Genomic DNA, 12,073 nt, shown 5'->3' on the forward strand with positions numbered 1-12,073 from the left:
GGCCGCATTCTGCCTTGCCGAGGGGCACAAAGCTCATTTCGGCGGTTTTCGGTAAAGGAATCAACATTTTTCGCTGATTTTCCCGCCACCGCCAACGTGGCGGACGGGACGGCCTGCCGATACGGCATCACGCGGCCAATGGTAGATCCGCGCGGCGGCTGCCCTTGCGCCCGGCCGGAGGCGGCACGAATTGCCTCGTCCTGAAATCGCGACTGCCATCTTGAATTCGCGGCCGGTTGCGTCTATCACGCAGCCCATCTTGGAAGCTCGGCTTCCCGGGCCGCTTTAGCTCAGTTGGTAGAGCACATCATTCGTAATGATGGGGTCAGGTGTTCGAGTCACCTAAGCGGCACCAAACGGCCTATCCCGCGCGCCTGCTTCAACCAGCGCTCAGCCGAGTGGAAAAGCTGACGCCGCCGAGACGAGGGCGAGCATTGCCAGCACGATCCCCGCCGCCCGACAGATGACGCGATGATGCCGCACCGCGGCAGCGCGCACGAGCGGACGCGAAAGCGCGACGGCCAGGAATCCGTACCAGCCTATGTCGATGATGGCGACGATGGCCGCGACCATCAGCATCTCGTTCGAGGTCCGGATCGGCAGCATCAGCCCCATGAAGGCGACGGCGAAGAAAGTGGCGGTTTCAGGCGAGAGAATGCTGATGAGAAACCCTCCGGCAAACAATCCGGCCTGCCGAGGCGCTTCGCCGATGGCCGGCGGCGCCGTTCTGGCGATGCGCAGGGCCATCCAGCCAAGGACGGCCGCACCGGCGATCTTGACCGCCGGCACCGACAGCGACCCGGAAAGATGAACGGCGCCAAACGCCACCAGGACCGCCAGCACGGCGGTACCGGCGCCGATCCCGGCCACCAGCGGGATCGTCCTGCCAAAGCCGTGCAAGGAGGCAAGGCTGCCGGTCGCGAGGCCAATAGGGCCTGGCGTGATCATGATCACCGTATATGCCGCCAGGAATTGCAGCATCGCCGTCGACAGAATAAGCGAACTTGACATGCCAGTCTCCCGTTTGCTGCGCCGGTTACACATTAGAGAAGAATCACCGTCGCGCTCCCACTCCCTGTTTCTCACCATGCGACGCGAAAATGCTTAGATGTTTTCAGATTTACTTTCCAAATAAAAGAATATCCCCGCGTGCCCAAAGCAGGTAACAGACGAGAAGCGTCGCAGGGATTGCGATAGCCTGGATCTGATCGGTGCGAGCGTCAGCAATGACGCGGGCGACTTCGGTCGCGGTGACGATAATTGCCGGAAAGCGGCTGAGCAGTACCGAAAGGCGGAAGAGCTCCGGCATTTTGAGGCCGAAGAGCACCGCGCCATGCGCGCCGAGCCTGAAGGCACTGCCGAACTTGCCCACGGCATGGAGCAACCCCGATGTCACGACCAGGATTGGATTGCCGACGAGCAGCAGACTTGACCCGAGCACCAATGACCCGGTGCCGGACAGAAAATCTGCGCGCTGTATTACCGACGGGTCGAGATGTCCGTTGCTGAGGGCGCGATGATACTCCTCGCCGCTGCGCAAGAAGATGGCGCTCGCCACCAGCAGCGCCAGTGAGTTCCAGCCGCCGGCGAGGTCGTGGCCGAACATTAGAGGCGCGGCGAAAGTGCTGCTCGCCTCGGTTAGCGCCAACCGAATCTGCATGAACATGGCCATGCCGAGGCCCAGCACATTACCGGCAATATAACAGCCTCCGGGTCCTGAAAGCCGCACCGCGACCGCTTGTGCCAATCGTTGTCCTGGCCAGCGCCGCTGGGCATCCGCTTTTTCGCTTGCCGACATCGCCCCTGCTCCTGGTACGATCCGCCCCAGCGACGGACGCCGGCGGCGGCCCCCGTTCCGCCGCCGTTGCCCGCCTTCTCCCCCGGATCGTGAAGGCGTCGTGGTGTTGGGAGGTCCATCCACGCTGCGAGCAGAAGCCTACGCGGAGCGGCGGGCGTGCAAATCGGTACCGCCACCCATTTTTAGGCGGTCGATTTCCCAGTTTTCGCGGAAATTTTGCTGTGGGAACTACCCAGAGCCTGTTCCATCTCGACAGAATCGGCTGGGATCATGATCCAGTCTGGTGCGGTTCCAGCGGATGGGTGCCCGTCAACAGCCACGGCTCGCCTCGCAGGCGCAGGAGGATTTCCATGCGGTTTGCGGCATTGAGCTTGCCGAGCAGCGAGGAGACGTGATGCTCGATCGTGCGGGGCGAGCGCGACAGATGTCGCGCGACCTCCTTGTTGCTGATGCCCTGGGCGATCAGGGCGAGCACCTTCTGCTCGTGCCGTGTCAGGCCGAGTGGATGGCGGCGAGCTGCCGCATAGGGTCCGCGCTGCACCTTCGGCAGCAGGCCTGACAGGCCCTGACGCTGCGCAAGCTTGCGCGCGAGCGCCCCGGCCGCGGGCGCGTCGATCTGGTCGAGCATCGCCACGGCGCGAGCGAGCGCCGCCCCCGCATCCGCCCCACGAACCTGCATGAGGGAAAGCGCTGCCTCATAGGGCAGCGACAAACGCGTCCACTCCGCCGCGGCGGTCTGCGGATCGCCGAGAAGCTCGGCGGACCAGGGCGAGGGAATCGGCGCCGATTGCGCCGGCAGCGACCCGGGCATTCCGCATCGACGCCACCAGACCGACAATTCGCCAAGGTCCCGGGGGCGGAAATTGTCGAGGTTCATAGCCGCCAGCTCGGTAAGCTGCGCGTGGCTGGCGCCGACATCCTCGGCAAGCCAGGCCGCCTCCGCCAGCGCCAGGCGAACCGGGACGATACGCTGCGGCTCGCCGGTCGTCTGGCCCTCCACAAGCGCGCGCTGCAAAAGGTCGACGCCGTCGGTCTCGCCCAGCCTTACGCGGACCGTGCCAAGCACGGTGAGCGCCGGCAAGTGCATCACCATCGGCAGGCGTTCCACATTCATGACGCCCTGAGCGATGGTTGCGGCCTCGCGAAACCGGCCCTGTTCCATGCAAAGCTGCGCCTGCCGGCCGAGCAGGTATTGCGCCGCCGAATCGAGGTCGTGCCTGGTGCAGAATGCGATGCCTTCGGCCAGCAGCCGCTCCGCCAGCTCGAAGTCCTTGGCCACCACCGCGCATTCCGCAAAGTTCGTATAGGCCCGCGCCGCATGGTCGTGGAGCCCGTGCTCGAGCGCCAGGGCAAGGCTTTCCTCCAGCCGCTCAACGCCGCCGGGGCGGTTGGCAAACATGAGCGCGGTTCCGACATTGTTGAGGGCGTGAACACGCGTCTCGACCTCGCCCAGCCGATCGGCCAGACTGATCGCGCGCTCGCCCCATTCGATCGCCTCATCGAAACGATAGTGCAGCATGTGGAGCTGCGAGCGCGTGCTGTAGGCCATTGCCACCTCGGGACCGGGCGGCAGGCTTTCCACCTCACGCACGGCCTGGTCCGCATATTCCTCCGCCTGCGGGCCTTCGCCGCGCCGCCAGTGCAGCCGCGACAGCCAGCGTAGATTAAGGCCTACCTTGTCGATCCGGCCCAGCTGCCGCCAGATAGCGATGGCGCGATGCCGGGCCTCGATGATGGCGTCATAGACAAGCAGCGCCAACCCGGCCTCGTATGCCCAGTCCTCATGGAGCTGCGCGGCCAGCTCCGGCGGGGCCTGGTCGACATATCTGAGTGCGGTCGCCAGATGCGAGGCCGCCTCCCGATGCGCCCCCAGGCGCGCGGCTTGGCTGGCGGCGAGCGGCGCAAGTTCGAGCACGCGTTCGCCATTGTCGGCGCCGCCGGCGTGGTGCACGCGGCGCGAAAGCAGAGCGCTTGCCTGCGAGGCCGGAACTTCCGAGAGTGCCGCTTCGACCTTCGCATGGAGCGAGCGTTGCACAGAGGGGGAGAGCCGGTCGAGCGTCGCTTCCCTGGCAAGCTCGTGACGAAATGTCAGCGCGCCCTGGTCGTCCCGCCGCAGCAATCCGCGCACGACACATCGATCGACGAGCACTTCGGCCTCGGCCCCGAGAAGGGCCCGGATCAGCCACGGCTCAACGCTGCCCGGCATGATGCTCATGACCTCCAGGACGTCGCGCTCTCCCGGCGTCAGGCGCGACAGGCGCGACCACACCGCGTCGCGTATGGAATCGGGCACACGCGCCGATTCGGTCTCGCTGCTGGACAGGAGCTCGGTAACGAAGAAGGGATTGCCCTCGGTAATGCGATAAAGCCCATCGGCGGAGCGGCCGGCCTGTTCGGCCAGCATTGTCACCGCCTGGGGAGACAGCGGTCTAAGCGTCACGCGGCGTACCGAGGCGGCGGGAAGATCGCCGAGCACGTGGGTCAGCGGGTGATCGGCGTTCAAATCCTCTCTGCGCATGCTCAGCACCAGCATGGTGCGGAGCAGGGAGACGCGGCGCCCGAGATATCTTACGAGGTCGAGCGTCGCATTGTCCGCCCAATGCATGTCCTCGAAGATGAGCACGGTCGTGCCCTTGGCGCGCTGCAGCGCATTCAGCAATGCCGGGAAAAGCCGCTCCGGCGCAGCGGTCTCCTCAAGCAGCGCCGCCACGCGCGGGTCGAGCAAGTGCGCCATGTCCTGGAGAGGGCCCAATGGGCGCGGCGTGAAGAGCGCCTCGCACCAGCCCCACAGCACCCGGCAGTCCCGGTCGGCGTTTTCCGCGAATTCGCGCAGCAGAGAGGTCTTGCCCAGGCCCGCCTCGCCGTGCACCAGCACGGTCCCGCCATGTCCGGCAGCAGCTCTCTCGGCCGCGGCCAACAAAGCTCCAAGTGGGTCCTCTCGCTCAAGCAGCATCAAGCCCGCGCCTCCAGAATATTGAAGGTACAACAGCAGGCAATGAGTGCAACACAGTCGTTTCACATGGCCGGGGATGTTTGGCAAATAGCCGCTCGGAACCGGGCGTCATTTGTCCTGGAGCAGATATGTTTGCTGCTGCCGTAGGCACGAAGGCCACAGAACAGGCAGACCGCCACGGCTGCAAGCCGTCGGCAGGCCTGGCGAAGCGGACAGGATAGCCTTCACTTCCTTGGTGACAGTGGCGAAAGAAACGCGTTCCATAGATCCAGCCCCAAGCCCATCTCATCGTCGGCTGTTCCGGCCTGACGTTCAACAGGGGGAGAAAATCATGGAAGAGGAAGACGACATCCTGAGCGACCTGAGCTATGTCGCCGAAAATTTCGACGATGTGGGAAAGGAAACGATCATTCTGGTGCTGGAAGCCGCGATCGCCGAGATCATCGGCCTCAGAATCACCGTGCAGACTGCCGCGTCGAAGGCGAAATGGGCGCCAGACTGAGTTGCAGCCGGGGTTGAACGAGCGCCTCAGCTCACCGGATTGTCGCCCAGCGACGCCACAGTCTTCAGCGCGCCGTCGAGGATGTCGCCCTTTTCGTCCTTCAGCGCCGCTTCGCGCAGGCGCCGGATCCAGTCTGCGGCGTCCGGGCGGCCCTTGAGCTGGTCGAGCGCCGACAGCACCCGGTCGAATTTCGACTGGGCGCGGGCGTGGGTGTCGCTGTAACCCTTGATCAGCCGGCGGCAGTTGAGGATCTCCGTACCAAGCGCGTAGTCCTGGCCGACTTGGCCCAGCGCCAGCGCATACCAGCGCTCGAGATGCGCGGTCTCGGCCTTGTGGCGCAGCAGGCGGCGGCGCCAGCGGCGCAGGCCGGCGATGAACCACAAACCGGCAAAGCCGGCGAAACTGTCGGTTCGGATGCGGCGGCCGCGATTGATGCGGCGGTCGAGAAAGGCGGCGAGCTTCGGCCGGTCCTCGATGTAGCTGCCGAGCCCGGCCGGCAGCGTGCCGCAGAATTCCTCGATGCGCGGATGGAAATATTCGGTCACCTGCAGGACCGAGCCGTCCCTGACGCCGACCTCGCGGCGTACGCGTCGGTCGCGGCTAGAGCGCGTCTTCAGGTCGGCGACGCGGATCATGTCGTCGTAGCACATGGCGTTGGCCAGATGCTTGGCGGCGGCGATCGACAGCGCGTAGGCGTGTTCGACATCGTCCAGAGCGACGGCCTTGTCGAGCCTATCGAGATACTCGCCGCCATAAGCAACGTCCTGATAGTCAAGCACTTTTTTCAGGCCGCGAAGCGCCATGTCGCGGACCGGAGCCGGCAAAGCATCGACCCGGGCGGCCAGCGATTGCCAGCCTTTTAACAGGCTTTCCGGACCGCTGACTTTTGTCGTCGCGGCTAAGCCGGTTTCGGCGGCCGCCGGCCCTGCAGTCTTGTCGCCCGAAGGCGCACTCGCGATGCCGCGCGCCCGATCGTAGGCGGCGCCGAAGGCGGCTAGGCTGGCCTTGACACCACGGCCGCCGGCACTGACCGCCTGCTCATAGCTTTCGCGACTGAACGGCAAGGCGTCGGAGCCGGCCAGCGCGCCGAGCAGGCTGGCCGAGATCATCGAGCCATTGTCGGCGGCGATCTTCTCCATGTCGAAGGCAATGAAGCGCTTGGCCGCGGCTTCCGCCGTGGCATGCACCTTGGAGGACGAGGCGCGGCCGTCGCCGGGCTCGATCTTCTCCGAGACCGCGGCGATGCGGTGCGACGAGGCGATCAGCGTGGTGCGCTCGGGCGTGACGAAGCCGCGGATGATGGCGCGGCCGGCCTCCATCAGTTCGGCGGCAATCAGGATGTCGACGTCGCCCTGCGACGGCGACAGCGCGAAGACCGGCAGGCGGCCGGTGTCGCGGCACATTTCGACATAATAGATGGTGGCGCCGGTGCGCTGGGCAACGCCGGCAACGGAGGTCGATTGCGCGACGTAGCCGTTGCGCTCGGCGACGTCGGTGATCCAGTCGGCCAGCACGCCACCGCCCTGGCCGCCGACCGCCAGCACGGCAAGCTTGATGACGCGCTCGTCTTCGGGGGCGCCGGCTTTCGAGCGCGATGAGGGCACGGCGTCAAGCATCGGCGAATGTCAGGCGCCGGTTTTCACGGCGCCGCTGCAAGAGACCGATCATGGCGCGACGCGCGGCTTCAAGGAAACGGTCCCAGCGGCTCGGATTGTGGACGACATCGGCGCGGTAGAAGGACGGGCAGAGTACCGCCGCATCGGCGACCTCGCCGCAATTGCCGCAACCGACGCAGCTTTGGTCGATATGCGCCACCGGATCGTCGCGCAACGGATCGTCGAGCGACTTCACCGAAAGCGACGGACAGCCGGACAGCCGCATGCAGGCATGGTCGCCGGTGCAGATATCTTCGTCGACACCGAATTTCGGCTTGACTATGCGCGTCCCGCCCTTGATCGCCTTGTCGACCAGCGGCTTTTCGCGGCGCTGCCGGTTGAGCATGCATTCGGACGAGGCGACAATGACTTTCGGGCCCTTCTCGTCCGTCGTCAGCGCCTCGCGCAGCGTGTCTTGCATTCTGGTTACGTCGTAGGTGCGGTCGATGTGGCGCAGCCATTTGACGCCCATGCCCTTCACCGCCTCGGTGATCGGGTGCTTGGTCGACTTGGTCTTGTTGCCGGCGCGGGACGACAGGATGTCCTGCCCTCCGGTCGCGGCCGAATAGAAATTGTCGACGATGACGATGACGCCGTCATTCTTGTTGAACACGGCATTGCCGACCGAGGAGGTCAGGCCGTTGTGCCAGAAGCCGCCGTCGCCGACGAAGGAGATCGAGCGGCGCTTGGCATCGGGCGAATTGAACGCCGAAGCCGAGGCCGGCCCCAGCCCGTAGCCCATGGTAGTGGCACCTAGCTCGAAAGGCGGCATGATCGAGAACAGATGGCAGCCAATGTCGGAGGCGATGTGGTGCTTGCCCAGCTCCTGCTCGACCAGCTTGGTGGCGGCGAAGATCGGCCGCTCCGGGCAGCCGACGCAGAAGCCGGGCGGCCGGCCCGGGACGACGTTGATCAGGTCGGCGGTGTCGAGCCCGTCGCCGATCTTGTTCGGCGCGCGGACCTCGCTTGGCAGCAGATGCGGGATGGTGGCACGCAGGAACGATCCGATGCCGTCGAGCATCACCTGGCCGGTATATTCGCCGGCCATAGGCAGATGTTCCTTGCCGACGAGCCTGGTGCCGCGGCCGGCCTTGTGCAGCATCGCGGCAAAGGCCTGTTCGATGTAGTTGGGCTGGCCTTCCTCGACGGCGAGAACGGCGTCCTTGCCTTCGCAGAAGGACAGGAATTCGTCATCGACCAGCGGGTAGACGGCGTTGAGCACATAGAGCGGTACGTCGGTGTCACCATAAGTGTCGGCGAGGCCGAGCCGCTGCAGCGCCCGAATGACCGAATTGTACATGCCGCCCTGCATGACGATGCCGACCGAGCCGTGCTCCGGGCCGAAAAACTCGTTGATCTTGTTGGCGCGGATGAAATCCACCGCCGCCGGCCAGCGTTTCTGCACCTTTTCCTTTTCGTGCAGGAAGGACGCCGGCGGCAGCACGATGCGGCCGGTGTCGCGGCGCGGCGCCTCGAGCGCATCGGCCACAGTCATCGCCGGGCGCTTGTTGTCCTTGGCGATGAAATGGCCGTGGACATGGCAGCAGCGAATACGGACCTGCAGCATGACCGGCGTGTTGGAAACCTCGGACAGCTCGAAGCCGTCCTCCACCGCCTTGACGATCGACGGCAGGTTCGGTCGCGGGTCGAGCAGCCAGACCTGGCTCTTCATGGCAAAGGCGTGGCTGCGCTCCTGCATGATCGAGGAGCCTTCGCCGTAATCCTCGCCGACGATGATCAATGCACCGCCGGTGACGCCGCCGGAAGCGAGATTGGCGAGCGCGTCGGAGGCGACATTGGTGCCGACCGTCGACTTGAAGGTCGCCGCGCCGCGGATAGGATAATGCACCGATGCGGCAAGCATGGCGGTGGCGGTCGCTTCCGAGGCGCTCGCCTCGAAATGCACGCCGAGCTCGCCCAGGATATCCTGCCCGTCGGCCAGCACGTCCATCAAATGGCTGATCGGCGCGCCCTGATAGCCGCCGACATAGCCGACGCCGCATTGCAGCAGCGCCTTGGTGATGGCGAGAATGCCTTCGCCGGAAAACTCCTCGCCGGCGCCGAGCCTGAGCTTTTCGACTTCCTTGGCAAAAGACCGTTCGGCCATTTTGGGCTCCTTCCGTTACCGCCCCGATGGCGGCGCGTAAGATCAGATGTCGTGCTTGCGAATGTTCTTCAGCATCTTCTGCAATGTCGCGATCAGCGCCGCGTATTCGGCATCGTCGACATCGTCGAACATTGCCTCGAAAGCGTCGTGCATGGCCGGCCAGGCGCGCGCGAACTCGGCGCGGCCATCGTCGGTCAGGAACACATGGCGGATACGGCTGTCGGTGACCCCCTGCTCGCGCCGCACAAACCCTTGCCCCTCCAGCGTGTCGAGCGTGCGGCTCAAGGTCGACTGCTCGATGACGGTATAGACCGAGAGATCGTTGACGGTGACGCCATCGGTGACCGACAACACGGCCAGCGTACGCACCTGCGGAATGGTCAGGCCCTGCTTGCGGAAATTGTCACGCAAGGTGGCGTTGTAGCGGCCCATGATGCGGTTCATCAGATAGGGCGCGAATTGCTGCAGGCCGATCTGGCCCAAAGTCGAGATGCGCTGGCGCTTTTCAACCTTCTGTTCCATCACAGCCTCCCCGCCAGGAGAAAGCCGGAGCCGCCGCCCAAGCCAGCACCCGGATGGGTCGAGGCACCGATGTGGTAGAGACCCCTGACCCCGGTGGCGTGATTGCGGCTCGTCTTGAACGGCCGCCACAGAAACGACTGGTCGATAGCCGAGGAACCGCCATAGGGGTCGCCGCCGACCAGATTGATGTTCATCGCTTCCAGGTCGGCCGGCGAACAGGCGCGGCGTGCGATGACGCTGTCCTTGAACCCATCGATATGGCTGGCAAGGATCGCTTCGGCGCGGTCGGCATAGGCTTCGCGCAGCGCCTCGGTCCAGCGACCGTCTGCCGGTGTTTGCAGTTTGCCGGCGGCATCGCCCTTGATATGCCGTGGCGCCTCGGGCAGTTGCAGCCACAGGACCGCCTTGCCGTCCGGGCAGCGCGATGGGTCTAGCGCGTGCGGCTGGCCGATGCACATGGTCGGCACCTCCGGCAGCATGCCGCGCACGGCTTCGTTGCAGGCCTTCGAGACGCCGTCGAGCCCCGGCGTCAGATGCAGCAGCGCGACCTTGTCCAGGCCCTCGCCGCGCCATGCCGGCGGCTTGTCCAAGGCATAGTGGATCTGGAAATTGCCCTTGCCGTAGCGGTATTTTTGCGCTGCCTCGACGTCTGCTTTCGGCGCCGCGTCGCCGAGCAGCCGCTCGTAGAGCTGGGTCGGCGTGACCGAGCAGATGACGCTCTTGTTCACGTTGATCGTTTCGCCCGAAGCCAGCCGCACGCCGGCGGCGCGGCCTCCGCTTTGGACAATAGCCGCGACGTCGGCGCCGGTGCGGATTTCGCCGCCACGTTCCCTGATCAGGGCCTCGAAGGCGGCCAGCAGATTCCTGGCACCGCCCTTGACGATCGGCGCGCCGGCCGCCTCAAGCGCGAAGGCGATGACCTTGGCGATCTGGCCGGAGAACGCGTCCTCAGGCCCGAGGCCGGCATGCAGCACCCAGGGCGCCCACAGCGCGCGCATCGTTTCCGACTGGTAGGTGCTTTCCAGCCAACCGCGCGCCGGCACCAGCGCGCTGCCGAGAAAGGCGGCAAGGCCACGCGGGCCGCGCCGCCAGGCTTCACCCGCCAGCAGCCTGGCCGTCGGGTAGGACCACAGGCTGCCACCGAGCAGTCCGAACAGCAGACCGGCGTTGCGCTCGATCTCGCCGACATCGTTTGCGTGCCGGTCGCCGTCGCCCGCGGCAAGCGCATTGATCGCCGCTACATTGGCGGTACGATCGGTGCGCAGGACGGCATGGCTGCCGTCCGGGCGCAGCACACCGGTCGGCGTGGAGGTGTTGCAAAACTCCAGGCCGTGCCGCGCCAGATCCTTGCCCAGCGCCGCATAGGCCGGCGAGGTGATGAACAGGACAAAGGTCGTCGCCATCACGTCGTGGATGAAGCCGGGCGCGGTGATTTCTTCGGTGCGCATGCAGCCGCCGATGCGGTCGTTGCGCTCGAGCACCAGCACCTTCGCCCCCTTGCCGCCAAGCATCGCCGAGCAGACCAGCGCGTTGATGCCGCTGCCGACGACGATGTGATCGGGAGCGCTCATCGATGCGTGCTCCTAGCAGAGATTGGCGCTCTACGGCGCCGTAGAGCCGCAGCTTTGCAAGGCTGCCGCTCCCACTCCGTCACCACAGTGCCACTTCCGCACATGATCTTCTCCCGAAGACCGCAGCTACCCTATTGCCTTGGCACCAACGCCAACGCGCGGATCGGGCTGCCGGTGCCGTGCTCGATCTTGAGCGGCGCCGCGATCAGGATCGCGCCTTTCGGCGGCAGCCGGTCGAGGTTGCAAAGGCTGGCGAGACCGTAGCGGTTAGCCTTGTGCATCAGGCTATGCGCCGGGAACGGCGGCTCCATTCCCCCTGCTTTTCCAGCATCCGTGCCGATCGTCTCGCTGCCCCAGCCCTTGATGTCCTTGCTAATCAGATACTGGATGGCTTCGGCGGTCGGGCCAGGCGTGTGCGGTCCGGTCTCATTGGCGTTGAGGAACTCGGCTTCCGAGCCGTTGCGCTTATACCAGTCGGTGCGCATCACCACCCACTCGCCGGGGTTGATAGCGCCATGTTCGGCTTCCCATGCCTTGATGTGATCGACGGTGAGCAGGAAATCGTGATCGGCTGCCGCTTGCTTGGAACAGTCGATGACGTTGACGGGTCCGACGAAGTTCTGCGCCGGAATGGTGTCGGTGGCGCCGTCCGGATAATCCTTGCCGGTGATCCAGTGGTTGGGCGCGTCGAAATGCGTGCCCGAATGCTCCCCGAGCTTGAGCCAGTTCCACGCCCACCACGGACCGTTCTTGTCATAGGCGGAGATGGCGTGGATCTCGATCTTCGGCGTGTCGACCGCCAGTTCCGGCGGCAGCTTGATCAGCGGTGTGTCGGGCCCGAGCGGCGCCGTCAGGTCGACCACCTGAATGGCGCCTGAAAGCAGCTGGCCGGCGACTTCGCCTAAAAGTTGTTGTGTGTCCATGGTCTCTGTTCCCTCTTTCTCGACGGTGCTGAAGGCTCTCGC

At 65.3% G+C, this 12,073-nt stretch carries 9 protein-coding genes and 1 tRNA gene; 2 read left to right on the top strand and 8 right to left on the bottom strand.

Annotation, left to right across the window (positions count from 1 at the left end; all coding sequences use genetic code 11):
- Positions 1-279: 279 nt before the first annotated feature.
- Positions 280-355 (top strand) — tRNA-Thr (locus NKJ15_RS00985).
- Positions 356-390: 35 nt separating this feature from the next.
- Here the strand turns inward: NKJ15_RS00985 and NKJ15_RS00990 are convergent.
- The 3 genes from NKJ15_RS00990 to NKJ15_RS01000 form a co-directional block, all read right to left on the bottom strand.
- A complete protein-coding gene (locus NKJ15_RS00990) occupies positions 391-1,011 on the bottom strand; it encodes a LysE family translocator (RefSeq protein WP_352767109.1) in 621 nt (206 codons plus the stop codon).
- Positions 1,012-1,120: 109 nt separating this feature from the next.
- Positions 1,121-1,798, bottom strand: a complete 678-nt coding sequence (locus NKJ15_RS00995; RefSeq protein WP_352501693.1) for a hypothetical protein — start codon at positions 1,796-1,798, stop codon at positions 1,121-1,123.
- A 268-nt stretch (positions 1,799-2,066) separates the two neighbouring features.
- On the bottom strand, positions 2,067-4,751 hold the full coding sequence (locus NKJ15_RS01000; protein ID WP_352813725.1) for an ATP-binding protein: 2,685 nt from the start codon (positions 4,749-4,751) through the stop codon (positions 2,067-2,069).
- A 331-nt stretch (positions 4,752-5,082) separates the two neighbouring features.
- On the opposite strand from NKJ15_RS01000, the gene NKJ15_RS01005 reads away from it, so the two are divergent.
- A complete protein-coding gene (locus tag NKJ15_RS01005; protein WP_352681299.1) occupies positions 5,083-5,253 on the top strand; it encodes a hypothetical protein in 171 nt (56 codons plus the stop codon).
- 26 nt (positions 5,254-5,279) lie between these two features.
- Here NKJ15_RS01005 and NKJ15_RS01010 read toward each other — a convergent pair whose 3' ends face one another.
- The 5 genes from NKJ15_RS01010 to NKJ15_RS01030 form a co-directional block, all read right to left on the bottom strand.
- A complete protein-coding gene (locus NKJ15_RS01010) occupies positions 5,280-6,869 on the bottom strand; it encodes an indolepyruvate oxidoreductase subunit beta family protein (protein ID WP_352813727.1) in 1,590 nt (529 codons plus the stop codon).
- The gene (locus NKJ15_RS01015; protein WP_352813728.1) at positions 6,862-9,015 is read right to left on the bottom strand and encodes a thiamine pyrophosphate-dependent enzyme; all 2,154 of its coding nucleotides are present in this window, start codon (positions 9,013-9,015) and stop codon (positions 6,862-6,864) included. The genes NKJ15_RS01010 and NKJ15_RS01015 overlap by 8 nt, the downstream gene beginning before the upstream one ends.
- 42 nt (positions 9,016-9,057) lie before the next feature.
- A complete protein-coding gene (locus NKJ15_RS01020; RefSeq protein ID WP_352455076.1) occupies positions 9,058-9,537 on the bottom strand; it encodes a MarR family winged helix-turn-helix transcriptional regulator in 480 nt (159 codons plus the stop codon).
- Positions 9,537-11,108, bottom strand: coding sequence for a phytoene desaturase family protein (locus NKJ15_RS01025; protein WP_352813730.1), 1,572 nt, complete (start codon positions 11,106-11,108; stop codon positions 9,537-9,539). The genes NKJ15_RS01020 and NKJ15_RS01025 overlap by 1 nt, the downstream gene beginning before the upstream one ends.
- A 131-nt stretch (positions 11,109-11,239) precedes the next feature.
- Entirely contained in the window at positions 11,240-12,031 is a 792-nt protein-coding gene (locus NKJ15_RS01030) for a cyclase family protein (RefSeq protein ID WP_352540480.1), read from the bottom strand.
- Positions 12,032-12,073: the final 42 nt, after the last annotated feature.

Source organism: Mesorhizobium sp. M0207 (assembly GCF_040321995.1).
Lineage (GTDB): Bacteria > Pseudomonadota > Alphaproteobacteria > Rhizobiales > Rhizobiaceae > Mesorhizobium.